The sequence below is a fragment of the Massilia sp. BKSP1R2A-1 genome, from assembly GCF_050586525.1.
Classification (GTDB): Bacteria; Pseudomonadota; Gammaproteobacteria; order Burkholderiales; family Burkholderiaceae_D; genus Telluria.
In genome coordinates, this window is the sequence record NZ_JBOBRE010000016.1 from 1 (window position 1) to 25,298 (window position 25,298).

The window sequence follows — 25,298 nt, forward strand, 5'->3', positions numbered from 1 at the left end:
TAAAAAACCGGCCATGTGGCCGGTTTTCGGGAGGTCTGGAGAGGCAAAGTTTCCAGCCTTACACCTGCATGTTCATGATGTCGTGATAGGCTGCTACCAGTTTGTTGCGTACTTGCACCGTTCCCTGGAAAGCGATGCTGGATTTCTGCATCGCGATCATCGTGTCCGACAAACTCACGGTATCATCCCCCATCGCAAAACGCTTGCCCAGTTCTTCTGCGGTTTTCTGGGTATTGCTGACCTGTTGCAGCGAGGTCTTCAGCGCGTCCGCGAAGTCGAGCTTGGCGACACCGCCCTGGGGCGCAATGCCACCCAGGCCGGCAGGCGCAACGGGGCTCGCGGCCGGCTTGGTCGCCGCCGACTTGAGTTGCTCCATCATCGCCTGGATGCGGCTGCTGTCGATACCGCCGATTCCACCAATACTCATCGTTTTCTCCTGCTTGTCGAACGCACGTCGTATTTCGCTTGTTCTATATCGCTTCTTTCAGGCTGTCAGAATACCAGTCCCCCGACAACTTCCTCGCTCGAAGAAGAGGGGAAACTCCCCCCTGTTTCAGGGTTTGAATGTTGCCCTACGGCTTCATAATCCTGCTTAACCCGTAATTACTCCCTCCATCCTGGAACCATCCGACCACCATGGCAGCAGTTGCTGAAGAATTGATCGACACCCCGGCGCCCGAACAGACGGGCCCGCAGGGCTTTTTCCAGACCACCATGGGCAAGCGCGTCGCGCTGGGCGGCGGCATCGCCCTCGTCGTCGCCATCATGGTCGCGCTCTGGATGTGGAGCCAGGCGCCGGAATACCGTGTGCTGTTCTCCAACTACAGCGACCGCGACGGTGGCGCGATCACCGCCTCGCTCGACCAGATGGGGGTCAAGTACAAGTTCTCGGAAGGCGGCACCGCCATCCTGGTGCCCGCCGAGCAGATCCACGACCTGCGCCTGAAGCTGGCCGCGCAAGGCCTGCCGAAAGGCGGCAACGTCGGCTTCGAGCTGCTGGAAAACCAGAAGCTGGGCACCTCCCAGTTCATCGAACAGGTCAACTACCAGCGCTCGCTCGAAGGCGAGCTGGCGCGCTCGATCCAGTCGCTGGGCCCGGTCAGCGCGGCGCGCGTGCACCTGGCCATGCCCAAGCCCTCGGTCTTCGTGCGCGAACAGCAGAAGCCCACCGCCTCCGTGGTCCTGAACCTGCAGGCCGGCCGCGCCCTCGATCCGGGCCAGGTCAGCGCCATCGTCCACCTGGTCGCTTCCAGCGTGCCGGAACTGACCATCGGCAACGTCACCGTCGTCGACCAGAACGGCAACCTGCTGTCCGACACCTCGAACAAGACCCCGGGCGCCAAGCAGCTCGACCCGACCCAGCTGAAGTACGTCGACCAGGTCCAGGCCAACATCATCAAGCAGGTCGAATCGATCATCGCCCCGCTGGTCGGCAAGGAAAACGTGCGCGCCGAAGCGACCGCCGAGATCGACTTCGCCCAGGTCGACACCGCCGCCGAGATGTACAAGCCGAATTCGCCGCCGGAGCCGCAGGCGATCCGCAGCCAGCAAACCTCGGAATCGACCCAGCCGGGCGCCGGCGCCTCGGGCATCCCGGGCGCGCTGTCGAACCAGCCGCCGGGCGTGGCCACCGCTCCGATCGACGGCCAAGCGCCAGCGGCCCCTGCCCCGGCCGCCGGCCCGACCCGCAAGGACGCGACCACCAACTTCGAAGTCGACAAGACCATCCGCTACGAACAGCGCCAGATGGGCGGCATCAAGCGCCTGACCGTGGGCGTGGTGGTGAACTACCGCCGCAGCGTCGATCCGAACACCGGCAAGGTCACCGTCAAGCCGCTCACCGCCGCCGAAGTCGCCCAGATCAATGAACTGGTCAAGCAGGCGATGGGCTATTCGCAGCAGCGCGGCGACACCCTGAACGTGACCAATGCCCCGTTCAACGGCGTCGACAAGCCGGACGAGACCCCGGCAGAACCGGACTGGTGGCGCGACCCGGCCAACCTGCCGCTGGCCAAGGAAATCGGCAAGTACCTGCTGCTGTTCGCGGTGCTGGCCTTCCTCTACTACCGCATCCTACTGCCGCTGATGCGCCCGGCGATCAAGAAGTTCGACGAGGTCACCGCGCTGCCGCCGGAACCGGAACCGGAAGTGGAAGAAGAGATCGACGAAGAAATCGCGGCCGAGCTCGCCGAGGAAGAACTGGAAGAACAGGAAGTCGAACGCAGGAACCAGGGCTACCGGAAGAACCTGGAAATGGCGCAGGAGCTGGCCCGCCAGGATCCGCGTATCGTTGCTAACGTTGTGAAAGCATGGTTGGGATCAAATGAGTGACAAGGACAAGGAAGGCGTACAGCAGGCAGCGATCCTGATGCTGGCCCTGGGCGAGGCCGAAGCGGCCGAAGTGATGCGGTTCCTGGGCCCGCGTGAAGTGCTCAAGCTGGGCGGCGCGATGGCGCAGATGAAGGCGGTGCAGCACGGCGAAGTGGTCAAGGTGCTGGAAGCCTTCGTGGAAGAGACCAACCTGCATTCGACCGTGGGCCTGGATTCGGACGAGTACATCCGCCAGGTGCTGACCAAGGCGCTGGGCGACGACAAGGCCGCCGTGCTGCTCAACCGCATCCTGGGCGGCAAGGACGCCTCCGGCATCGAGAGCCTGAAGTGGATGGACTCGCCGTCGGTGGCGGAACTGATCCGCAACGAGCACCCGCAGATCATCGCCACCATCCTGGTCCACCTCGAGCGCGACCAGGCCTGCGAGATCCTGGCCAACTTCACCGAGCGCCTGCGCAACGACGTGGTGCTGCGTATCGCCACGCTGGACGGCGTGCAGCCGGCCGCACTGCGCGAGCTGAACGACGTGCTGACCAAGCTCCTGTCGGGCAACGAGAACATCAAGAAATCGTCGCTGGGCGGCGTGCGCACCGCGGCCGAGATCCTGAACTTCATGAGCGGCGAGCAGGAATCGGCCGTCATGGACAACATCAAGAACTACGACAACGACATGGCGCAGAAGATCATGGACGAGATGTTCGTGTTCGACAACATCATCGACATCGACGACCGCGGCATCCAGCTGCTGCTGCGCGAAGTCCAGTCCGAGATGCTGATCATCGCGCTGAAAGGCGCCTCGCAAGACCTGCGCGAGAAGATCTTCAAGAATATGTCGCAGCGTGCCAGCGAAATGATGCGCGAAGACCTGGAATCGAAGGGTCCGGTGCGCCTGTCGGAAGTGGAATCCCAGCAGAAGCAGATCCTGCAGATCGTGCGCCGCCTGGCGGACGAGGGCCAGATCGTGCTGGGCGGTAAAGGCGAGGACTCGTTCGTCTGATGATCTCGAAGGAACAGCAAAGCGCTTACCAGCGCTGGGAAATGACCTCGTTCGGCGACGAGCGCCCGAGTACGCTCGCGCGCCGCGCCGCGGCGGCGCCCGCCCCCGCCGCGCAGCCGGAGCCGATCGAAATCGTGCCGCACGTGGCCCTGCCTACCGCGGAAGAGCTCGAAGCGATCCGCGAGCAGGCGCGCGCCGAGGGGTATGCCGAAGGCCTGGCGGAAGGGCGCGCCGAAGGCCACGCCCAGGGCTATGCCGAAGGCGCCGCGCAAGGGCAGCAGGAAGCCAGCGCCGAACTCGAGCACCTGCGCGCCATCGCCGCGACCTTCAGCGACGCGGTGGTGCAGGCCGACGAGACCATCGCCCACGACGTGCTGGAACTGGCCCTGCGCCTGGCGCGCGGCATGGTGCGCACGGCCTTCGACGTGCGTCCGGAACTGATCCTGCCGGTGGTGCAGGAAGCGATCGGCTACCTGCCGGTGCTGGCCCAGCCGGCAGTGCTGACCCTGAACCCGCAGGACGCCGGGATCGTGCGCGACGCCATGGGCCAGGAACTCATCAAGGGCGGCTGGCGTATCGCCGAAGATGCCGCGATGGCGCGCGGCGGCTGCAAGGTCGATACCGCCTCGAACCAGATCGATGCCCAGGCTGCGGCGCGCTGGCAGCGCCTGACCCATTCGCTGGGCCAGAATATCGAGTGGCTCGGTAACTGATCCCGTAGCGCGGACGGCGAAGCCGTCCACCCTACGAGAAGCAGGGTAATTCCACCGCTTTTCCCTCCTTGCCTGATCCTGCCCTTCGGCAATAATGGCGATGCTTCCCACTCCGGATCCCGCCACCCCAATGTCCACCGCTACTCCCGACCGCCACACCGCCCGCTGGAAATCCTTCATCAAGGACTGCGACGCCCTGGTCGGCTTCGCCGAGCCGATGCAGGTCTCGGGCCGGGTCACGCGCGTGGCCGGCCTGGTGATGGAGTGCGTGGGCCTGAAACTGGCCGTCGGCAGCGCCTGCACCATTCCCGTCGCCAACGGCTTGAGGATCGAGGCCGAGGTGGTCGGCTTCGAGGGCGAGCGCCTGTTCCTGATGCCGCAGAGCGACGTCGAGGGCGTGGTGCCCGGCTCGCGCGTGTTCCCGGTCGAATCGGCCCTGCCGAAGCCGGGCACCGTGCCCCACCCGCGCCGCCGTCCGAGCGACCGCGCGCGCCACCTGCCGGTCGGCATGCAGCTGCTGGGCCGGGTGGTCGACGGCGCCGGCCGCCCGCTGGACGGCAAGGGACCGCTGAGCAACGACGAGGTCGGCCCGCTGAATGCCCGCCCCATCAACCCGCTCGACCGCGCGCCGATCTCGGAAACCCTGGACGTGGGCGTGCGCGCCATCAATGCCATGCTGACCGTGGGCCGCGGTCAGCGCCTGGGCCTGTTCGCGGGTACCGGCGTCGGTAAATCGGTGCTGCTGGGGATGATCGCGCGCTATACGACGGCCGACGTGATCGTGGTCGGCCTGATCGGCGAACGCGGCCGGGAAGTAAAAGAATTCATCGAGCAAATCCTGGGGCCGGAAGGCCGCGCGCGCTCGGCCGTGGTGGCCGCGCCGGCCGACGCCCCGCCCCTGATGCGCCTGCAGGGCGCGGCCTATGCCACCGCCATCGCCGAACACTTCCGCGAGCAGGGCAAGAACGTTCTCCTGATCATGGATTCGCTGACCCGTTACGCCATGGCCCAGCGCGAGATCGCCCTCGCCATCGGCGAGCCGCCCGCGACCAAGGGTTATCCACCCTCTGTTTTTGCAAAACTTCCGGTGCTGGTCGAGCGCGCAGGCAACGGCGTCGAGGGTGGCGGTTCGATCACCGCCTTCTATACCGTGCTGTCCGAGGGCGACGATCAACAAGACCCGATCGCCGATGCGGCGCGCGGTATCCTGGACGGCCACATCGTGCTGAACCGCCACCTGGCCGAGGCCGGCCACTATCCGGCGATCGACATCGAACAGTCGATCTCGCGCGCCATGCACGGCATCACCACCCACGAGCACCAGCTGGCGGCGCGCAAGCTGAAGCAGCTGTATTCGCGCTACCAGCGCTCGCGCGACCTGATCAACGTCGGCGCCTACGCCGCCGGCAGCGACCCGGTGCTCGACCAGGCCATCGCCAAGCACGAGCAGATCGAGAATTTCCTGTGCCAGGAAATCCACGACAACGCGGGCATGCTGGAGAGCTTGGGGCAATTGACCTCTCTATTCCAAGGTTAAAAAATGCCAGGCGGAACTATACTGTGTTCCTTTAGTGTGAATACGTATGGCCAAGACTTCCGCCTTAGAGACCCTGATCGACCTCGCGCAGCGCGATTCGGATGCCATCGCCAAGCGCCTGGGCGCGGCCCTGAAGGCGGTGGAAGAGGCCGAGCAGAAGCTGGTGATGCTGGATGGCTACCGCGACGAGTACGTGCGCAAGCTGGACGCGGCGCAGATGAACGGCATCACGCCGTTTGCTTACCAGAATTTCATTGCCTTCATCGGCAAGCTGGACAACGCGATCATCGGCCAGCGCGAGGTGATCAAGCATGCGAAGTACAAGGCGGAGGTGGAAAAGAAGGCGTGGCAGGAAAGCGAGCGCAAGCGCCTGTCCTACCGCACCCTGAACGAACGCGCTGCTGCGGAAGCGCTCGCGATCGAGAACAAGCGCGACCAGAAACTGATGGACGACCACGCGGCCCGTGGCGCCCGCTACAAGCAGAATTGAACGATCCGGGCCGAACCGAGGCAGAACAACCATGACGATGCAGACGACACCCCTTCCGTTCCAGGTCTCCGGCGGCAACGCACTCGGCCAGCCGCAGCGCAATGCGGCCGCCGGCGTGCAGGCGCCCGAATCGAACTTCGGCGCCACGCTCTCGCGCGAGATCGCCCAGCGCCAGGCGGCGCCAGGCGTGAACGCCGCGCCCGCCCCCGGCAACCAGGCCAGCCGTCCGGCCCAGGGCGCCCAGTCCAAGCCGACGGCCGCCGACAAGCCGGCCGCCCAGGGTCCGAAGGCCGCCGCGCGCGAGCCGGCGAAACAGAACGAGGCCGCCGATGCCCCGGCAACGGCGCAGGCGGGCGCAGCGCCGGCCGAATCGGCCGATGGCGCCCAGGAAGCCGCCGCAGCAGCGGAATCGGCCAGCGCCGCCGCCGCCGCCGCGAGCAACCCGGTCACCGACATGCTGGCCTTCATGGCCAGCCTGACGCAGCCGGCCCAGGCCGCGCCGGCCGCCACCGCCGCAACCGCCGCCACCGCCGCCACCGAGGCGCCCCTGGCCGCCGCCGGCGGGGCCGAGTTGCAGCTTGCCGCCCTCCAGTCCGCCTTTGCCAAGCTCGACGGCGCCGACACTGCCGCCACCGATCCCGGCCTGGCGAGCGCTGCCGAAGGCGAGGCCGACACCGGCTTTGCCCTGAGCGCGGGCGTCCAGCCTGCCGCCGACGAAACCGCCGACCTGCGTACGCTCCAGCAAAGCGCCCAGAACGCCGTCCAGGCCGATCCGGGCAAGCTGCAGGGCCAGGCGCGCGAGGCCGTTGCCCAGGCCGCCGCGCCAAGCGAGGCCGCACCGGCCCCGGCAACCGTCCAGCTGCAGGCCCAGGCCGCCAAGCTGGATGCACTGAACCCGGCCGCCGCGCCTTCCGACCGCATTCCTGCACGCGTCGGCACCCAGGCCTGGGACAACCAGGTCAGCCAGCGCATCGTCTACATGGTCGGCAAGGAACAGGCCGCTACTTTGACCCTGAATCCGCCGGACCTCGGCCCGGTGCAGATCGTGCTGAACGTGAGCAACGACCAGGCCAGCGTGGCCTTCTCCTCCGGCCAGCCGGAGGTGCGCCAGGCCCTGGAAAACGCCCTGCCCCGCCTGCGTGAGATGATGGGCGAAAACGGCATTGCCCTGGGCAATGCGACCGTGGATGCGGGCGTGCCCGACCAGCGCCAGGCGCAGCAGGACGGCGAGCGCCGCGGCCGTGGCGGCAATGGCGCCGGTCCGGGTGTCGAGAATGGCAATGTCGCCGCGAACGACAACGTGCGCACGGTGACCCGCACCGTCGTCACGGGCGAGCGCGGCGCGGTCGATATCTTCGCCTGAGGCGCATGGATGGGCGGCACACAGCCGTCCCAATGTTTAAGCCGTCATCTCCCTGGTGCAACAATCGTGGGGATTGCCGACCGTTATTCCCTCTTTTCGGGGCATGGCGGTCTTCGGTCCCACACGATAATGCCATAATGACGGACACAATCTTTCAAGCAGTAAAAAGGTATTTTTGATGGCAACTGCAAAACCGAAAGCCGCCCCTGCAGCAGACGCAGCCGCAGCAGCCCCGGCCGGCTCCAAGAAAAAGCTGATCATCATCGTCGCCGCGGCCGTGCTGCTGCTGGGCGGCGGCGGCGGCGCGGCCTGGTTCTTCATGCACGGCGGCGACGCCGCGGCCGCGCACGAGGAACCGGCGAAGGAAAGCAAGAAGAAAAAGAAGAAGGATCCGGAAGCCAAGCCGGAATACGTGCCGGTCGAGGCCTTCACCGTCAACCTGCAGCCGGAGAACGGCGAGCAGTACCTGCAGGTGCAGTTCACCCTGCAGGTCGCGGGCGCCGAGCAGGCCACCCTCATCAAGGACAATATGGCGATCGTGCGCAACCGCGTGCTGCTGCTCCTGTCGAGCAAGAAGGCATCGGAGATCGCCACGCTCGAAGGCAAGCAGCAGCTCGCCGCCGAGATCCAGGCCGTGGTCACCGATCCTTTCGAGAAAGGTGGCGACGAACAGGAAGTCAGCGACGTACTCTTTACCTCGTTTATCATCCAATGATCCAATAATCGCGTGAACTGAAGCACCATGGCCGATAATTTCCTCTCCCAGGAAGAAGTCGATGCCCTCTTAAAGGGGGTCAACGGCGATCAGGACGACATTGCCGCGCCTGAAGACACCTCGGGGGTACGCACTTATAACCTGGCAACGCAGGAGCGGATCGTCCGCGGCCGCATGCCGACGCTCGAGATCATCAACGAGCGTTTCGCCAGGTATCTGCGGGTGGGCCTGTTCAACTTCCTGCGCCGCAGCGCCGAGGTCTCGGTCGGCTCGGTGCGGGTGTCCAAGTACAGCGAGTTCATCCGCAACCTGGTGGTGCCGACCAACCTCAACCTGATTCACATGAAGCCGCTGCGCGGCACGGCGCTGATGGTGTTCGACCCGGGCCTCGTGTTCCTGCTGGTCGACAACCTGTTCGGCGGCGACGGCCGCTTCCACACCCGCGTGGAAGGGCGCGACTTCACCCAGACCGAGCAGCGCATCATCATGCGCATCCTCGACATCGTGTTCGAGGCCTATGCGAAGTCCTGGGAACCGGTGTACCCGATCGAGTTCGAGTACATCCGTTCCGAGATGAACACGCAGTTCGCCAACATCGCGACCCCGAACGAGGTCGTGGTGTCCTGCACCTTCACCATCGAACTCGGTTCGGTGTCGGGCCAGATCCACTTCTGCATGCCCTACTCGATGATCGAGCCGATCCGCGACGCACTGACCTCGAGCATCCAGGGCGAGGCGCTGGAAGTCGACAAGCGCTGGGTGCGCCTGATGACCCAGCAGATCCAGGTGGCCGAGGTCGAGCTGGTGGCGGTGCTGGGCGAAGGCCGCGCCAACTTCGACGAGATCCTCAACATGAAGATCGGCGACGTCATCCCGATCACGGTGCCGGAAACCCTGCAGGCGACAGTGGACGGGGTGCCCGTGATGGACTGCAGCTACGGCGTCTTCAATGGCCAGTACGCCCTGAAGGTCGAGAAACTGCTGGCCAACAGCGACAGCTTCAATAAGTAACTGAGCAAATCATTTTGTGCCGGCGCCTCGCGCCGGCGAGTAACAGGAGAGCATCATGTCTGATACCCAGGACGATCAGGGCAGCCTCGACGACGATTGGGGCGCCGCGATTGCCGAGCAGGCCGCGGCCGAAGCGGCGGCGCTCGAGCGCCAGCAGCAGGCGGCGGCAGCGGCCCCGACCGCGGCCGTGTTCAAGGATTTCTCGAACAAGGGCGCGCGCAACGAGACCCCGAACGACATCGACTTCATCCTCGACATCCCGGTCCAGCTGACCGTGGAGCTGGGGCGCACCAAGATCGCGATCAAGAACCTGCTGCAGCTGGCCCAGGGCTCCGTGGTCGAGCTCGACGGCCTGGCCGGCGAGCCGATGGACGTGCTCGTCAACGGCTGCCTGATCGCGCAGGGCGAGGTCGTCGTCGTGAACGACAAGTTCGGCATCCGACTCACTGATATCATTACGCCATCGGAACGGATCAGAAAACTGAATAAATGACCTTAGGCAATCACGTAGGGTGGGCGGATCTTCCGCCCACGCGTTCAAATACACGGTGCACATCGGCGCATCGTCCATTTTCACGCTGGTTGAACGCGTGGGCGGCAAAGCCGCCCACCCTACGGATTGCGGCGGCGGTCCTGCTGCTGCCTCTCGTCGCCTGCGCCGCGCCGGTGACGGCCGAGCAGACGGCGCCCGCTCAGCAGCAGGCCGTGCAGCCGGCACCTGCACCCACCGCCACGGCGCCGATCCCGGTCCCGGCCCCCGCTTCCCAGGAAACCCAGCCGCTGCCACGCGGCGCCACCACCGCCGGCCGTCCGGCCACCCCGGCGCGCCCTGCCCCGTCCGGCCCGGTCTCGACGCCGGTCCAGGTAAGCGGCCCGGCCGACCCCGCCAACGTGCCGGCCACCGCCCCCGCGCTCGAACCCGCCCCCGTGCAGCGTCCGCCCCAGGTCGTGATGCCGGCGTCCAGCGCGCCGAGCACCGGCGGCCTGCTGCAGACCATCCTGGCCCTGGTGCTGGTGCTCGGCATCCTGCTGGGCCTGGCGTGGTTCCTGAAGCGCTTCGGTCCGCGCGGCATGATGGGCGGCGCCAACGTCAAGCTGGTTGGCGCGCTCAATATCGGCGGGCGCGAGCGTATCATGGTGGTGGAGGTCGGCGACCAGTGGATCGTCGTCGGCGCCTCGCCGGGACGGGTGAACGCCCTGGCCACGATGCCGCGCCAGGAAGGCGCGCAGGAGCATGCCCAGCTCGCCGGGCATGCGGCGCCGGCAGCCAGCTTTGGCGACTGGCTCAAGAAAACGATAGACAAACGTAATGCGAACTAAACGATTCCTGCTGGGCGCGGGACTGGCTGCCCTGGGCTTGCTGCCGCTGCTGGCCCTCGCGCAACCCGGCATTCCGGCCTTCACTACCAGCCCGGCCCCGGGCGGCGGCACGGCCTACTCGCTGCCGGTCCAGACCCTGATCCTGCTGACGGCGCTGACCTTCCTGCCGGCGGCGCTCCTGATGATGACGGCGTTCACCCGCATCATCATCGTGCTGTCCCTGCTGCGCCAGGCCATCGGCACCCAGACCGCGCCGCCCAACCAGGTGATGGTGGGCCTGGCGCTGTTCCTGACCTTCTTCGTGATGGGGCCGACGTTCGACCGCATCTACACCGAGGCCTACCTCCCCTTGCAGGAAAACAGGATGCAGATGGGCCAGGCGCTCGAGCGCGGGGTGGTGCCGCTGAAGGAATTCATGATCAAGCAGACCCGCCAGTCCGATCTCGCCCTGTTCGTCAAGATCTCGCGCTCGCCGGCCCTGCAGGGCCCCGAGGACATCCCGCTGCGGGTGCTGATCCCGGCGTTCGTGACGAGCGAGCTGAAGACAGCCTTCCAGATCGGCTTCGCGATCTTCATCCCCTTCCTCATCATCGACATGGTGGTGGCCTCCGTGCTGATGGCGATGGGCATGATGATGATGTCGCCGGCGGTGATCTCGCTGCCCTTCAAGCTGATGCTCTTCGTGCTGGTCGATGGCTGGCAACTGCTGCTGGGCTCCCTGGCCCAGAGTTTCTATTAGAGGTGCGCGCATGACTCCCGAAACCGTCATGACGATGGGCCGCACGGCGATGGAAGTGACCCTGATGGTCTCCGCCCCGCTGCTGCTGGTGGCGCTCATCATCGGCCTGGTCATCAGCATCTTCCAGGCCGCCACCCAGATCAACGAAGCGACCCTGTCCTTCATTCCCAAGCTGGTCGGCATTTTCGTCGCCCTCGTGGTGGCCGGGCCCTGGATGCTGTCGACCATGCTCGACTACATGCGCCAGGTGTTCACCGGGATCCCCGGCATGATCGGCTGAAGGCGCCGCCCGCATGCTGAGCCTGACCACGGGCGAGATGAATGCCTGGATCGCGGGGCTGCTGTGGCCGCTCACGCGCATCCTCGGTCTGGTCGCCTCCGCCCCGCTGTTCGGCAATGCCGGCGTGCCGATGTCGATCAAGCTGGCGCTGGGCGTCATGCTCGCTTCCGTCATCGCCCCCACCGTTCCGGCCGTGCCGGCGCTCGACCCGACCGGCTGGGCGGGCCTCCTGATCCTGGTGAAGGAACTGCTGATCGGCGTGGCGATGGGTTTTGCGATGCGCATCGTGTTCGCCGCCATCGAATACGCGGGCGAGGTGGCCAGCATGACCATGGGCCTGGGCTTCGCCGTCTTCTTCGATCCGAGTTCCCGCGGCCGCTCTTCGGCGGTGAGCCAGTTCATGGCCCTGGTCGCGACCATGGCCTTCCTCGCCGTGAACGCCCACCTGGTCTTGCTGGCGGCGCTGGCGGAAAGCTTCGTCGCCCTGCCGATCTCCGAGACGCCCTTCTCCGGCAACGCGCCGCTGGAGCTGGCGCGCTGGGGCGCGAAGATCTTCACCAGCGGCCTGCAGCTGTCGCTGCCGATCGTCGCGGCCCTGCTCATCACCAACGTGGCGCTGGGCATCCTGACGCGCGCGGCGCCCCAGCTGAACATCTTCGGTATCGGCTTCCCGGTGACGCTGGGCGTGGGCTTCCTGACCCTGAGCCTGGCCATGCCCTACCTCGGCATGCCGATCGTGAAGCTGTTCAACGAGGGCATCGAGGCCGGCCGCGCGGTACCGCGCGCCGGGGCGGCGCGCCCGAGCCAGCCGGCGCCAGTCACCCCAGCCCAGCCGGCGCCGGGTTGAATGCACCCGGCGGCCCATCGCCGTCGCGAAAAAAGCACAAGCACACTATTTCTCCTCGATATGATTCCTATTGGAAACTATAGTTTCCAGAAAGCATGATATGCTGCGTTTTTTTCATCGAGCGCGACCATGTCAAGCACAGTCAACCAGCATTATCTCGAGAAAGTCATCGAGCTTGCCGAACAGATGCCGGTGGTGGCCACCGAGGACATCTATGATGCGCGCGGCAACAAACTGCTTGCCAAAGGGGCCAAGGTCTCGCGGGTCTTGCAGGAAAAACTCATCCTGCACAAGCTCACCAGGCCGATCGAGGCGTCCCTGCGCGTCAGCGGCGGCGTGGATGCAGGCGATGTGGTGAAGACCGCTGAACGCCTGCTGGCCGACAATCCGGCGCTGGCGGCCCTGCTGGCGGCCGCGCCGGCGACCGGCCCCTCGCCGGTCGCCATGTTGTCCCGCCTGCAGTTCGGCAACGCGACGACGATGATGCTGACCATCGCCGAGCGCGGCGGCGAGGAGGCGCTCGACCATGCCATCACGGTGGCGATCGTCGCGGCCTGTCTGGCCAAGTGCCTGGCGCTGACGCCCGAGCTCCAGCAGTCCTGCGTGCTGGCCGGCCTGCTGCACGACATCGGCGAGCTGTACGTCGACCCGGCTTACCTGGTGCCGGGCCGCCAGTTGCTGGCGCACGAATGGGCGCATCTCGTGGTCCATCCGCGCACCGGACAGATGCTGATCGAAGAACACGAGTCCTACGCGCCGGAAGTGGCGCGCGCGGTCGCCGAGCACCATGAACGCCTGGACGGCTCCGGCTACCCGCGGCGTCTGGCAGGCGCCCAGATCAGCCCCTGCGGCCAGGTGCTGGCGGCGGCGGAAGCGATCAGCGCCCTGATCCGGAGCGACAACGCGCTGGACCAGGCCGACATCTCCCTGAAGCTGATGACGGGCGAGCACGACCGCCGCATCGCCGGCGCGGTCTCGCGCGCCCGCCAGTCCCGGCGCGCGGAGAGCTATGACAGCTGGACGCGGGGCGCCAGGCCCGACGCCGACGACGGCCTCTACCGGACACTGGTCGACGCCGCGGCCGTCGCCCAAACGTTGGCCGGCAGTCACGGACTGAGCCCGTCCACGCGCGAGCTGATCGAGCGCATCGGCGCGCGCCTTGGCCTGCTCCAGCGGGCGGCCCTGAGCTCCGGCCTGAACATGGGCTTGCTTCCCGAAGGCGACGGCGGCTTCGACGGCCTGCTGCTGTTCGAGCATGCCATCGCCTCGCGCGAAATCCGCTGGCGGATGCGGGAACTCTCGCGTGAGATCGCGCTGGCCCCCTGCACGATCGGCGAACGCGCGCTGCTGTCGCCGCTGGGCGCCCTGCTCGATCCGGTTTCTCCGCCGGACGCCGCGCAGGCGGCCTGAAGGCGGCAGGCCAGCGCCCGCATCAAGGCGTTTACGGTAAGGTTGGCGCCATGCCGACCCTTCCACGAATTCTGCTGGCGGTCCTGCTCGCCAGCCCATGCGCCGGCGCCTTCGCCGGCCCCACTCCCCCACCCGTGCGCGCCGAAATCGATGCCCTGCTGGGCAGGATCACGGCCTCGAACTGCCAGTTCGAACGCAACCGCAGCTGGCACAACGGCGCGGATGCGCGCACCCACCTGTTGCGCAAACTCGCGTACATCGAGAAGCGCGCCGAGACCATCACCCGCACCGAACAGTTCATCGAGCACGCCGCCTCGAAAAGCAGCTTCACGGGCCGCCCGTATCGCGTCAGGTGCGGCAATGGCGAGCCGGTCGACAGCCGGGCCTGGCTCACGCGGGAATTGCAGGCGCTGCGTTCTGCGAAGTAAACAAAAAAGACCAGGCCGAAGCCTGGTCTTTTGCAATCATCCGGACTTCAGACGATTAGTAGGTGTAGCTTGCAGCGAAGCCGAAGCGACGGAACTGCGGCGAGGTCGTGTTGAAACCACCGCGCCAGCTGATCGGACGCTCGCGGGCGAACACGTTGTCGACGTAGGCGTTCAGGCGAACGTGCGGGATGCCCGTGTAGGCCAGCGCGTAGTTCCAGGTGGTGTTGCTGCCGATGCGGCCGCAGACATCCATGTACTCGGCTGCGACCTTCTGGGTTGCGCAATAGGTCGGCGACGCGATGCTGTTCGAGCTGTAGCTGCTTGCGAAGTTCGCGGTAACAGCGTGGTCGAAATCACCCTGCTTCAGGTAGGCCTTGGCGACCAGGTTCAGGCGCGAACCGTAGTCCCAGGTGCCGGCTTCGTTCGGGCCGTAGGCATTGTCGGTGACGCTGAAGGTCTGGAGTTTCCAGACGTAGCTGCCTTCGAACTGCAGGCGCACGGTCTGGCCCAGGGCGGTGAAGCGGCCCTTGCCGTCGAAGTCGAAGCCCTGCACGCGGGTGCGGCCGCTGTTGACGTACGGGTTGTAAACCAGGCCCAGCTGGCCGACCGGGAACGTCAGGTTGGTGCCAGGCGCATACTTGCGTGCCAGCGCCAGGAACAGTGCGTCGTTGGCGCTGCTGTCGACACGGATCAGCTGGCCAGCCGGCAGGCTGTCTTCGCCACGCAGGATGTCGACGGTCGAACGGCTGCCGATTTCGTTACGACGCTCGATGAAGTAGTAGTCCAGGCCCATGCTCCAGTTCTTGACCGGCTCGAACACCATGCCGGCGGTCAGCGAACGCGAGGTTTCCGGCTTCAGGTCCGGGTTCGACGACACGAAGCTCGGCAGGCCGCCAAGGCATTCCGCGTTGCGGTAGGTATTGGCCTGCGACTTGTCGGCGGAAGTGGCGTTCGGCGCCTTCTGGATGATGTCGTTCAGCTGGTTGGCGATCGGGCAGCGCTTCGGATCGACAGTGCTGGTGCTCACAGAGGAGCGGCCCAGGCCGTTACCCGATTCGACGATGTTCGGTGCGCGGAAGCCGCCCGATGCGGTGGCGCGCAGCAGCAGGCCGTCGGTCACGCTGTACAGCAGGCCCAGCTTCGGCGACACGTGCGCATCCTGGTTGTCGGTCTTGTCCAGGCGGGCAGCCGCTTCCAGCTTGAGCTTCTTGGTCAGCGGCACGGACGCCTCGGTGAACACCGCGTACTGGTTGACGTCGTCGTCGACCTGCAGGCCGAAGATACCGACCAGCTGGCCGCTCAGGACGTTGTCCGAGGACTTCATCATGTACGAGTTGTTGCGGATGTCGGTACCGATCGCCACGCTCAGCGGACCTGCCGGCAGCTGCATGACTTCCTTGGTGACGGTGGCGTCGAAGAACTTCACGACCGCTTCGCCGTCGGTGGTACGGACCGGGAACATCGCGTTCAGCAGGGCCGGGTCGTTTTGCTGGCCGAACTTGTAGGTGCCGTTGACGATCGCGTCGGTGTAGCCCTTGGCGCTATTGGCGCGGGTTGCCTTGTTGGCGGTCGACTTCATCCAGCCGGCAGCCGATTTCCAGTCCCAGCCCGCATATTCGCCGCTCAGGGTCAACATCACGCGCGCCTGTTCGCTGTCGGTGGTGTTGAAATCAAAGCCATTGCCGGTGTCCATGAAGCGGGCACGGAATTCGACCGGATAGTTGTACGGGTTGTTCGGATGGCCAACCGGCAGCTTCGGATAGAAGAAGGGGCCGACCATCTTGCCGCCATACACGTCGTACCAGACCGAGGAGCTGGTCGTTGGCTGGGTAGTGCGCGGCGCCACGATGTAGTCGTTGGTGGCGTTGGCGTACATGGCCTCGAAGCTCGCGTCGATGTTCTGGCCGATGCGGAAGTTGGTAATGCTGCTGACCTGGGTACGCTTGTTGTCAGTCGTCAGGCCGGTGTATGGCAGGGTATCGAACTTGCACAGCTTGTCGCTCGGGTCGATGTCGCCCGCCGGGCAGCCAGGCGCCGCGACGTAGTTGCTCGAATTGGTGAACAGGTTGCCGGTCGGCGAGTAGGCGCTCTTCGCGTCCCAGGTCGAGCGGCCCGGGGTCAGGCGGTGCCACGACGGGTAGAACTTCTGCAGGTCGCCAGCGGTGTAGCCGTCGCGCTTGTAGACTTCGGCGGTAATGTAGGTGTTGAAACCGTTGGTGTCGATGTCGCCCCAGCCCGCGATGACGGACAGGTTGCGGTTACGGTCGTCGTGGAAGTGCTGCGATTCCTTGTAGCTGCTGCGGACGCGGAAGCCGGTGAATTCCTTGCGCAGGACGAAGTTGACGACGCCTGCGATCGCGTCGGAGCCGTAGATTGCCGATGCGCCGTCCTTGAAGATCTCGACGCGCTCGATCGCATCGCTCGGGATGGCGTCGAGGTTGGTGAAGGCTTCCTGTGCGTTGTCCGACAGGCCGTATTGCGGCATGCGGCGGCCGTTGACCAGCACCAGGGTTGCAACCTTCGACAGGCCGCGGGACGAAGCGGAGGACGAACCGGTCGCGAAGCTGCCCGAGCTGGCGCTTGCCGAGTCGCTGCCGGCGTAGATCGAGGCGGTGGTGTTCAGGATGCCCAGGGCCGTCGTTTGGCCGGTCTTCTCGATATCGTCGCGGTTCAGGACCTGGACTGCGGCAGCAGCTTCGGTCTCGGTGCGCTTGATGCTCGAACCGGTGACTTCGACGCGCTGCATCTTTTGCGGCTCGGCGGTCGTCACTTCTTGTGCGCCGACGAAGGCCGGGAAGGCCATGCTCAGAGCGACTGCGATCGCGCTCTTGTTAAAAGTACTCATATGCTTCACAACGACTCCTGGATAGTGAATTTTCTCTAACTCTATCGAACTGCTACTCGAAGATTGTTTCAACTTGATGTAACGGTACGCAGAAATACTCTTACATAACATTGCTCTTCCGCAAAGCAACAAAGTGAGTTTTTGTTAGGAAATTTTGATAAACGATACATTCGTCGCGCGGATGATACGTTTTGTTACGTGCGAACAACATGGTTGCTACATCGTCGTCAATACAACCATGCGCTTTTGTCATAAAATCATCCGTTTTTGTAATGACGCCCCCTAAGTCGATGCAAATATTATTCGGCTGTTTTAGGAATACATCGAATATTCCTTTTCGCGTTGGCGCATAAAAAAAGCCGGCTTGCGCCGGCTTATTTTGTGATCGAAAAGTTCACAGGTAGTTAAAGAGTGACAATCCCGACATCGTCTTGAACGACATCTGGGCCGCCTGCAGGGTCGTTTGCTGTTGCGAGAAGTCCGAAATGGCCTTGACCACGTCCAGATCCTGCAGGTCGCCCAGAGTGGCGGCGTACTGGATGTCGAGATCGTCCCCCGCACTGTCGAGGTAATCGAGCTCTTTCATGTGGGCGCCGACCGAGGCCTGCACGGTCAGCACGTTGTCGTGCGCCTGCTTCAGGTTGTCGAGCGCCGTATTGAGCTTGTTCGACAGCGCCGCCTTGCCGCTGGAACCGTCGGCCGGCGCCTTCAGGGCGGCGATCAGGTCGGTCACGGTGGTGAACACCGACTGCTTTTCGCTCGGCTCCATGGTGAAGGTGTCGCCATTGGCCGGCTCGCCCTTGATGTCGAAGCTGATGCCGCCGAAGGTGATCGACTTGCCTGCTTCATAGGGGATGGCGGTCTGGCCCGCTACCGGGACATCGGTGCCGGTGCTGGTGTCGACCACGCTGTAGGTGGTCACGGCGGGGCTGCCGGTGACCGCGAAGGTCAGCTTGTAGTCGCGGCCCTGCTCGGCCTGGGCGCGGTCGACCACCGAGCCCGAGGAGATGATGGCGGCCCCGGTGTTGGCCGGATTGGCCTGGGTCTGGAAGGTGCCGTTGCCGGTGAGGTTGTTCTCGAACACGGCGCTGCCCGAGGCCGACAGCGGCATCTTGCGCGCGGCGCCGACCTGCAGCATGCGCTGGCCCTGGTCGCCCAGGTAGGAAGCGCCGGTGGCGTTGCGGTTGAAAGGTTGTGTCGTCGCCATATAGCCAGAGAACAGGTAGCCGCCAGCGCCGTCGGTGCTGTTGGCCACGCCCAGCAGGTCTTCCAGGCGCCCTTCCAGCTCGGTCGCCAGTTTCATGCGGTCGCTCTGCACCATGGTGCCGTTACCGGCGTTCACGGCCAGCTGCTGGATGTCCTGCAGCAGGTCGCCGGCGTTCTGCAGCGCCCCTTCCACGGTCGACAGCGAGGAACGCGCGCTGGCGCGGTTGGTGGCGAACTGGCTGTTCATCTCGCGCGACTGGCTCACCTCGAGCGCGCGCGCCGAGGCCACCGGATCGTCGGCCGGGGTCAGGATGCGGCGGTCGGTCGACAGCTGCATCTGGGTGCGCGCCAGCGCGCTCTGCAGCGTATTGAGCTGGCTGGTGGCGTTGCTGTAGATCGACAGGGTACTGATGCGCATACTTACTCCGTATTACTGTAATTAACGGCCAATCGACAGCAGCGTGTCGAAGATGGTGCCGGCGATCTGCATGACCTTGCCCGCGGCCTGGTAGGCCTGCTGGTACTTGATCAGGTTGGTCGCTTCCTCGTCCAGGTTCACGCCCGAGACGTCCTGGGCCGCGGTCTTGGTCTGTGCCAGCAGGGCTTCGGCGGCCTGGCCGTTGACCTGCACTTCGCGGGTCTTGTTGCCGACCGTGCTGACCAGCTGGGCGTAGGACGACTGCAGGGTCGCGCTGCCGTTGTTGAAGATGTTCTTGGTCTGCAGGTCGCCGAGCAGGCCGATGTTGCGGGTGTCGCCCACCCCGCCGGCATTGCCGGCGATGGTGAAGGTGTCGCCGTTGCCCGGCGTGCCGCTCATGGTGACGCTGACGCCGCCGAAGGTATAGGTCGAACCGGCCTCGAACTTGACGTTGGTGGGCGGCGCGGGGAAATCGGTGACCGTGCCGTCGCTCTTGACCACGCGCACCGCCATGCCGGCCGGGAAGCCGCTCAGGTTGCCGCTGGTCGAGTCGAAGGACAGCGTCACCGGCAGCGTCGCCGGGGCGGTCAGGAAGTCTTCCGTGACACGGCTCTCCTTGATCTTGGCGGTGCCGGTGTTGCTCAAGGGCTCGCTGGTGACGATCGGCGCGGCCGCGGCGATGCCCGAGGTTTCCTTGACCAGCACGTTGAAGTTGGCGGCGCCGCCGATGGTCGGGCGCACCAGGAACTCGTCGCCGGCCGCGGCCGCGCCGCCGATCCTGAAGTCGACGCCGTCGATCGTCATGGTGGTGCCGGCCGGGTTATAGGGCGTGACCGCGGTCTTCTGGTTGTCCGACAGGCGGACGACGTTGTAGTTGGTGCCGTCGAACTCGACCTTGTAGTCGCTGTCGACCAGCCTGGACGGGTCGCTCACGGTGGCTTCCACCGTCGTGGTGCTGGACAGGGCGTTGTTGATGTTCTTGCCGACGTAGGCCGGCGCCACGCTGAAGAAGTCCTTGCCCGGATTGCCGCCCTGGTCCAGGCCCAGCTTGTGCTGGGCGTTGAATTCGAACGCCAGGCCGATCGCCACCTTGCCCAGCGCGCTCTGGGCAGGGTCGAGGGTCTTGGTGCGGAACTCGAGGGCGCCGCCGAGCGTGCCGCCGCTCAAAGCATTGTCGGCCAGGGTAGATACCTTGTTGCCGGTCACGTAGCCCACTTCGAGGCGGGTCAGGTCGGTCGGCGACTTGACGGCCGCCAGCTGGAAGGCGCGCTGGCCCACCACCAGCGGCTGGCCGCTGCCGATCGACACCGTCAGGCTGTTGTTATCGCCCGGCATGACATTCGCCTTGACGTGGGTGTTCAGCTCCATCACCAGCTGGTCGCGCTTGTCGAGCAGGTCGTTCGGCACGTTCTGGCTCGCCGAGGCGAAATTGCCGATCTGATCGTTCAGCTGGGCGATCTGGTTGGCGTAGGAGTTGATCATCGTGACGCTGGTCTCGATGGTGCTGTTGACGCCCTCGCGGATCTCGCCGAAGCGGGCGTCGAGCGCCTGGAAGCGGGTGGCCAGGGTGTCGGCGGCGGAGAGCATGGCCTGGCGCGAGGGCACCGAGGCGCGGTTGGCGGCCATGTCCTGCACGCCCTTGAAGAAGCTCTGCAGCGAAGGCGACAGGCCGGCGGTCTGGTCGGCCAGCATATTGTCGATCTGGCTGATCTGGGCGTAGTAGGAATCCAGGCCGCTCTTGCTGGCCTGGGCGTTGCGCACCTGCGAGTTCAGGAATTCGTCGCTGTAGCGCTTGATCTGGGAAACCTGGGTGCCGGTGCCCTGGAAGCCGACGCCGGTGTCGAGCATGGGGCCGGTGGCCTGCACCACCACCTGGCGGTTGTAGCCGGCCACGTTGGCGTTGGTGATGTTGTGGCCGGTCGTGGCCAGGCCCGCCTGCGCTGCGAACAGGCCGCTTTTGCCAATGCTGAGGAGGTTACCGGACATTTATTTTTCCTTCTTAACGGTTCTATCTACGGCAGCTTTTTAAAAAACTTGATTCCCGCGGTACCGTAGGGTGCACGGCTCTGCCGTGCGCGCGTTCAACTTTCGGATGCGATGTGGCTACGCATGTGCTGGCTGAACGCGTGGGCGGAGGACACGCGGGGCCGCCCAGGCCCACCCTACTTAACTTCATGCTAACGAGTGCTTGATAATACGGTTCAGCTTGGCGGCATACAGCGGATCGGTCGCATAGCCCGCGCGCTGCAGGCCGTGGGCGAAGGCCGCGGCGTCGCCGCCGCTGTTGAGCACTTTCTCGTAGCGCGGGTTCTTCGTCAGCATGTTGGCGTAGTCCTTGAACGAGTCGGCCGGGGTGTCGTAGGCGCGGAACTTCTCGACCTTGCGCTGCGCCACGCCATTCACGTACTCGGTGGTCACGGCAGTGGCGACCTTCCCTTTCCAGCCCGGACCGGCCTTGATGCCGAACAGGTTGTTGCTGTTGCTGCCGTCGGCATTCCTGATCATGCGCTTGCCCCAACCGCTTTCCAGCGCCGCCTGGCCGAGCATGAACTTGGCCGGCACGCCGGTGGCGCGCTCCGCTTCGGCCGCGTGGGCGTGCAGCTTTTCCTGGAAGGCGCGCACGTGCGGCGCCTGGACCCGGCCGGATTCGGTAGTGAGCGGCAGCGCCGGCGCGCCCGGCTGCCTGGCGCCGGTCTTGATCATGGTGGCCGCGTCCATGCCCGGACGCATGCTGCCGTCCAGCGGCGCCACGGCGGATGCGGCGGCGGCGGCCTTGCCGGCGGCGACGCCGTCGGCGCCGATGGCCAGCGCCGCGGCGCCGGTCTGGTTGGCGGTCAGCTGGCGGGTCAGCACGTCGGCCAGGCCCATGCCGCGCTTGGCCAGGTTCTGGCTCATCTGCTGGTCCAGCATGCCGGTGAACATCTTGGTCTGGTTATTGTCCATCAGCCCGTCCGCCGGGGTCGCGTCGCGCATGCTCTTCATCATCATATTGATGAACATGGCCTCGAACTGGGTAGCGGCCTCCTTCAGCGCGGCGGGCGAGCCGTTCTTCGCGCCTTGCTTGAGTTCGCCCAGGCCCTTGGTGTCGAGGGCGAACTTGCTGGTGAGGTCAGTGGACGGGGAACCGATCATGATAGTCGTTGATACTCTTTAGATGATCTCGAGCTCGGCGCGCAGCGAACCGGCGGCCTTCAGCGCCTGCAGGATGGCCAGCAGGTCTTGCGGCGTGGTGCCGATCGAATTCATGGCTTTCACCACTTCGGCCAGCGAGGCGCCACCCTTGACCATGAGCACGCGGCCCGGGTCTTTCTTGATGTCGACCGAATTCTTCTGCACCACGGCGGTCTGGCCGCGCGAGCCCGGGTTCGGCTGGCTGACTTCGGTATCGGCGCCCACGGCCACGGTCAGGTTGCCGTGCGAGATCGCGCAGTTTTCCAGCATCACGGCCTGGTTCATCACGACCGAGCCGGTGCGCGCATTCATGATCACCTTGGCGGCGTCCTTGCTGCGCGAGACGTCGATGCTTTCCAGCTGGCCGATGAAGGCCACGCGCTGGTCGCTCGAGGACGGGGTCCGCACGCGGATCACGCGGCCGTCCAGGGCGGTCGCGATGCCGGCGCCGAACTGGTCGTTGATGGCTTCCACCACCCTGGCGGCGGTCGAGAAATCGGTTTGCTTGAGTTCCAGGCGGATCTGGTTGTCGGCGCCGAGGTTCGAGGCGACGGCGCGCTCGACGGTGGCGCCGTTCGAGATCTTGCCCACCGACAGGTGGTTCACCTGCACCTGGGCGCCGCCGGCCTGGGCGCCGACGCCGCCGACCAGCACGTTGCCCTGGCCCATGGCATACACCTGGCCATCGGCGCCGTGCAGCGGGGTCATGAGCAGGGTGCCGCCGCGCAGGCTCTTCGCATTACCGATCGAGGACACGGTGATGTCGATGGTCTGGCCCGGCTGGGCGAACGCCGGCAGCGAGGTGGTGACCATCACGGCCGCCACGTTCTTCAGCTGCAGCTGGGTGCCCGGCGGCAGGTTCACGCCCTTCTGCTGCAGCATGGCCTGGATCGACTGCACGGTGAAAGGCGTCTGGCTGGTCTGGTCGCCGGTGCCGTCCAGGCCCACGACGATGCCGTAGCCCGACAGCTGGTTCTCGCGCACGCCGGCGATGCTGGCGAGGTCCTTCAGGCGCTCGGCCCGGGCCAGCGGAGCGGCGCCGAGCAGGGCTGCGCAGAACAGGGCGATGGAAGCGAATTTCATGTTTGACCCTTGCCTCAGAACGGCAGCATCGACTGGAAGAAGCGCGAGAACATATTGCTCAGCTCGGCTTTGTCGACACGGCTGTTGGTGCGGTATTCGACGCGCGCGTCGGCGACCACGGTCGAGGCAACCATATTGCCCGGCTGGATCGTGTCAGGCGCGACCATGCCCGAGAAGCGGATGTACTCGACGCCCTTGTTCATGGCGACCTGCTTCTCCCCGGCCACGATCAGGTTGCCGTTCGGGAGCACCTCGGTGACCGTCACGCCAATGGTACCGCTGAAGTTGTTCGAAGCGCTCTGGGTGTCGGCGTCGGCGAACTTGTTCGCGCCTTCCAGGCCCACGCCCGCGCCGATTTTCGCCTGCAGCGGACCCGGAACGGTGAAGCTGGCGCTGCCCGACTTGCTGCCGGTACTGGCGCCGGACTTGCCGGCCGAGGTGCGCTCGGTGATGTTCACCGTCAGCAGGTCGCCGATATGGCGCGCGCGGCGGTCTTCGAACATCGGGCGGTAGCTGCTGGCGTTGTAGATGGCGCCGTCGTTGCTTGGGGCGGCCTGCACCAGCATCGGACGGGCGGAGGTCGGCCCTTGGACGATGGAGCTTGGGGTGGTCGAGCAACCGGCAATTGCCAGGGCGGCGACAACGAGAGCGAAAGTGGATTTCATGGCGATGAAAATTAGAGCTGGGACAGTTTTTGCAGCATCTGGTCGGAGGTCGTGATCGCCTTCGAGTTGATCTCGTAGGCGCGCTGGGTCTGGATCATGTTGACCATTTCCTCGACCACGTTCACGTTCGACGATTCGACATAGCCCTGCATCAGCACACCGGCGCCGTTGGTGCCGGGCACGTTGAGGTTCGGGTTGCCCGAGGCGCCGGTCTCGACGTACAGGTTCTCGCCGCGCGACTCGAGGCCGGCCGGGTTGATGAAGGTGGCCAGCTGCAGCGAGCCGACCTGGGTCGGGGCGACCGTGTTCGGCAGCTTCACCGAGACCACGCCGTCGCGGCCGACGGTGATCGATTCCGCATTCGCGGGAATGGTGATGGCGGGCTGGATCACGAAGCCGCTGGAAGTGACCAGCTGGCCGTTCTGGTCGGTCTGGAAGGAGCCGTCGCGGGTATAGGCCTGGGTGCCGTCAGGCAGCAGCACCGGGAAGAAGCCCGAGCCGTTGACCATCACGTCTTTCGAGTTGCCGGTCAGCTGGGGATTGCCCTGGGTGTGGATGCGCTCGGTGGCGACGGTACGCACACCGGTACCGATCTGCAGGCCCGAAGGCAGGTTGCTCTGCTGGGAGGACTGGGCGCCGGGCTGGCGCACGTTCTGGTAGAGCAGGTCCTCGAACACGGCGCGGGATCGTTTGAACCCATTGGTGCTGACGTTGGCGAGGTTGTTCGAGATGACGTCGAGGTTGGTTTGCTGCGCTTCGAGGCCGGTCTTGGCGATAAACAGCGAACGGATCATGGAATTCTCCTAAAGGTGACAGACGAGGTCTGCCACGTACAGGAGAATTATGCAGCGGCAACTATCAATTCAAAGCGAGGATCTGGGTGGCTTTCGCGGCGTTATTCTCCGCGTTCTTCAAGAGGCTCATTTGTGTCTCGAAGGAACGTGCCAAACTGATCATCTCGACCATGGAGTCGATCGCGCTGACATTGCTGCCCTCGAGGGCGCCGCCGGCGACGCTCACCGTGGGGTCGGCCTGGGCCGTGCCGCCATCCTTCAGGCGGAACAGGCCGTCGTCGCCGCGCACCATGTTTTCCGTGGGCGGATTGACCAGTTTCAGGCGGCCGAGGATGTTGGCGGCAGCCGGCTGGTCGGTGGTGGAAATCGTGGAAATGGTGCCGTCGCCGCCCACCGTCACGGTCACATCCGGCGGAATCGTGATCGGACCGCCCTCGCCCGCCACCGTCATGCCGCCCGCGGTGGTGAGCAGGCCGTTGGGGCTGGTCTGCAGGGAGCCGTTGCGGGTATACGCTTCGGTCCCGTCCGGCATCTGCACGGCCAGCCAGCCGTCGCCCTTGACCGCCACGTCCAGGTCGCGCCCGGTGACCTGCAGCGCACCCGCCTGGAAATTTGAGCCCGCGGTCGAATCGACCACGAAGGCGCGCGTCGGCAGGCCTTCGCTCTGCACCGGCGCGGAACGGAACACATCCAGCTGGGCGCGGAAGCCCGTGGTGTTCACATTGGCCAGGTTGTTCGAGGTCGTGGCCTGCTTTTCGAGGATGTGCTTGGCGCCGGAAGCGGCGGTGTAGATCAGGCGGTCCATGTCGATAATTCCTTTGTGCGGCTGCTCTTGGGCTGGTTGAACGCGTGGGCGGGAGACCCGCCCACCCGACGGACCGTGGCTTTTCGTAGGGTGGGCGGTCCACCGCCCACGCGTTCAGATCACGCGTGCA

At 65.4% G+C, this 25,298-nt stretch carries 24 protein-coding genes; 15 read left to right on the forward strand and 9 right to left on the reverse strand.

Features of this window, described 5'->3' with window-relative positions; genetic code table 11:
* Positions 1-58: 58 nt before the first annotated feature.
* Complete coding sequence (gene fliE / locus ACQ7JA_RS20915) at positions 59-427, reverse strand: flagellar hook-basal body complex protein FliE (protein WP_430901306.1); 369 nt, start codon at positions 425-427, stop codon at positions 59-61.
* Between the two features lie 209 nt (positions 428-636).
* Between fliE and fliF the strand changes: the two genes are divergently transcribed.
* From fliF to ACQ7JA_RS20990, 15 genes are all read left to right on the forward strand, one after another.
* The gene (fliF, locus tag ACQ7JA_RS20920) at positions 637-2,331 is read left to right on the forward strand and encodes a flagellar basal-body MS-ring/collar protein FliF (protein WP_430901308.1); all 1,695 of its coding nucleotides are present in this window, start codon (positions 637-639) and stop codon (positions 2,329-2,331) included.
* A complete protein-coding gene (gene fliG / locus ACQ7JA_RS20925; RefSeq protein ID WP_430901310.1) occupies positions 2,324-3,328 on the forward strand; it encodes a flagellar motor switch protein FliG in 1,005 nt (334 codons plus the stop codon). The genes fliF and fliG overlap by 8 nt, the downstream gene beginning before the upstream one ends.
* Positions 3,328-4,041, forward strand: a complete 714-nt coding sequence (fliH, locus tag ACQ7JA_RS20930) for a flagellar assembly protein FliH (RefSeq protein WP_430901312.1) — start codon at positions 3,328-3,330, stop codon at positions 4,039-4,041. Before fliG ends, fliH begins: the two co-directional genes overlap by 1 nt.
* Positions 4,042-4,171: 130 nt before the next feature.
* On the forward strand, positions 4,172-5,578 hold the full coding sequence (fliI, locus tag ACQ7JA_RS20935) for a flagellar protein export ATPase FliI (protein ID WP_430901314.1): 1,407 nt from the start codon (positions 4,172-4,174) through the stop codon (positions 5,576-5,578).
* A 46-nt stretch (positions 5,579-5,624) separates the two neighbouring features.
* The gene (fliJ, locus tag ACQ7JA_RS20940) at positions 5,625-6,068 is read left to right on the forward strand and encodes a flagellar export protein FliJ (protein ID WP_430901316.1); all 444 of its coding nucleotides are present in this window, start codon (positions 5,625-5,627) and stop codon (positions 6,066-6,068) included.
* Positions 6,069-6,099: 31 nt separating this feature from the next.
* Entirely contained in the window at positions 6,100-7,431 is a 1,332-nt protein-coding gene (locus ACQ7JA_RS20945) for a flagellar hook-length control protein FliK (RefSeq protein WP_430901318.1), read from the forward strand.
* A gap of 178 nt (positions 7,432-7,609) precedes the next feature.
* A complete protein-coding gene (gene fliL / locus ACQ7JA_RS20950; protein ID WP_430901320.1) occupies positions 7,610-8,146 on the forward strand; it encodes a flagellar basal body-associated protein FliL in 537 nt (178 codons plus the stop codon).
* Between the two features lie 27 nt (positions 8,147-8,173).
* On the forward strand, positions 8,174-9,157 hold the full coding sequence (gene fliM, locus ACQ7JA_RS20955; protein WP_231056966.1) for a flagellar motor switch protein FliM: 984 nt from the start codon (positions 8,174-8,176) through the stop codon (positions 9,155-9,157).
* A gap of 55 nt (positions 9,158-9,212) precedes the next feature.
* Entirely contained in the window at positions 9,213-9,650 is a 438-nt protein-coding gene (fliN, locus tag ACQ7JA_RS20960) for a flagellar motor switch protein FliN (RefSeq protein ID WP_258826152.1), read from the forward strand.
* 89 nt (positions 9,651-9,739) lie between these two features.
* Positions 9,740-10,477 carry a flagellar biosynthetic protein FliO gene (gene fliO / locus ACQ7JA_RS20965; RefSeq protein WP_430901323.1) on the forward strand — a complete coding sequence of 246 codons (738 nt, stop codon included), beginning with the start codon at positions 9,740-9,742 and terminating at the stop codon, positions 10,475-10,477.
* A complete protein-coding gene (gene fliP, locus ACQ7JA_RS20970) occupies positions 10,467-11,216 on the forward strand; it encodes a flagellar type III secretion system pore protein FliP (protein WP_430901325.1) in 750 nt (249 codons plus the stop codon). The genes fliO and fliP overlap by 11 nt, the downstream gene beginning before the upstream one ends.
* Positions 11,217-11,226: 10 nt before the next feature.
* The gene (gene fliQ / locus ACQ7JA_RS20975) at positions 11,227-11,496 is read left to right on the forward strand and encodes a flagellar biosynthesis protein FliQ (protein WP_430901327.1); all 270 of its coding nucleotides are present in this window, start codon (positions 11,227-11,229) and stop codon (positions 11,494-11,496) included.
* Positions 11,497-11,509: 13 nt separating this feature from the next.
* Positions 11,510-12,343 carry a flagellar biosynthetic protein FliR gene (gene fliR / locus ACQ7JA_RS20980; protein WP_430901329.1) on the forward strand — a complete coding sequence of 278 codons (834 nt, stop codon included), beginning with the start codon at positions 11,510-11,512 and terminating at the stop codon, positions 12,341-12,343.
* A gap of 129 nt (positions 12,344-12,472) precedes the next feature.
* Complete coding sequence (locus ACQ7JA_RS20985) at positions 12,473-13,753, forward strand: HD-GYP domain-containing protein (RefSeq protein WP_430901331.1); 1,281 nt, start codon at positions 12,473-12,475, stop codon at positions 13,751-13,753.
* A 50-nt stretch (positions 13,754-13,803) separates the two neighbouring features.
* Positions 13,804-14,181, forward strand: a complete 378-nt coding sequence (locus ACQ7JA_RS20990; protein ID WP_430901333.1) for a DUF5329 domain-containing protein — start codon at positions 13,804-13,806, stop codon at positions 14,179-14,181.
* A gap of 55 nt (positions 14,182-14,236) precedes the next feature.
* Here ACQ7JA_RS20990 and ACQ7JA_RS20995 read toward each other — a convergent pair whose 3' ends face one another.
* The 8 genes from ACQ7JA_RS20995 to flgF all read right to left on the reverse strand — a co-directional run bounded on the left by ACQ7JA_RS20995 (position 14,237) and on the right by flgF (position 25,168).
* The gene (locus ACQ7JA_RS20995; protein ID WP_430901335.1) at positions 14,237-17,026 is read right to left on the reverse strand and encodes a TonB-dependent receptor plug domain-containing protein; all 2,790 of its coding nucleotides are present in this window, start codon (positions 17,024-17,026) and stop codon (positions 14,237-14,239) included.
* Between the two features lie 394 nt (positions 17,027-17,420).
* On the reverse strand, positions 17,421-18,650 hold the full coding sequence (flgL, locus tag ACQ7JA_RS21000) for a flagellar hook-associated protein FlgL (protein ID WP_430901337.1): 1,230 nt from the start codon (positions 18,648-18,650) through the stop codon (positions 17,421-17,423).
* A gap of 21 nt (positions 18,651-18,671) precedes the next feature.
* Complete coding sequence (gene flgK / locus ACQ7JA_RS21005) at positions 18,672-20,636, reverse strand: flagellar hook-associated protein FlgK (protein WP_430901339.1); 1,965 nt, start codon at positions 20,634-20,636, stop codon at positions 18,672-18,674.
* A 186-nt stretch (positions 20,637-20,822) separates the two neighbouring features.
* The gene (flgJ, locus tag ACQ7JA_RS21010) at positions 20,823-21,782 is read right to left on the reverse strand and encodes a flagellar assembly peptidoglycan hydrolase FlgJ (RefSeq protein ID WP_430901341.1); all 960 of its coding nucleotides are present in this window, start codon (positions 21,780-21,782) and stop codon (positions 20,823-20,825) included.
* Between the two features lie 18 nt (positions 21,783-21,800).
* Positions 21,801-22,904, reverse strand: a complete 1,104-nt coding sequence (locus ACQ7JA_RS21015; protein WP_430901343.1) for a flagellar basal body P-ring protein FlgI — start codon at positions 22,902-22,904, stop codon at positions 21,801-21,803.
* 14 nt (positions 22,905-22,918) lie between these two features.
* Positions 22,919-23,569 carry a flagellar basal body L-ring protein FlgH gene (locus ACQ7JA_RS21020; protein ID WP_430901345.1) on the reverse strand — a complete coding sequence of 217 codons (651 nt, stop codon included), beginning with the start codon at positions 23,567-23,569 and terminating at the stop codon, positions 22,919-22,921.
* A gap of 11 nt (positions 23,570-23,580) precedes the next feature.
* Complete coding sequence (gene flgG / locus ACQ7JA_RS21025; protein ID WP_430901347.1) at positions 23,581-24,363, reverse strand: flagellar basal-body rod protein FlgG; 783 nt, start codon at positions 24,361-24,363, stop codon at positions 23,581-23,583.
* Between the two features lie 64 nt (positions 24,364-24,427).
* A complete protein-coding gene (gene flgF / locus ACQ7JA_RS21030) occupies positions 24,428-25,168 on the reverse strand; it encodes a flagellar basal-body rod protein FlgF (protein ID WP_430901349.1) in 741 nt (246 codons plus the stop codon).
* Between the last annotated feature and the right edge of the window lie 130 nt (positions 25,169-25,298).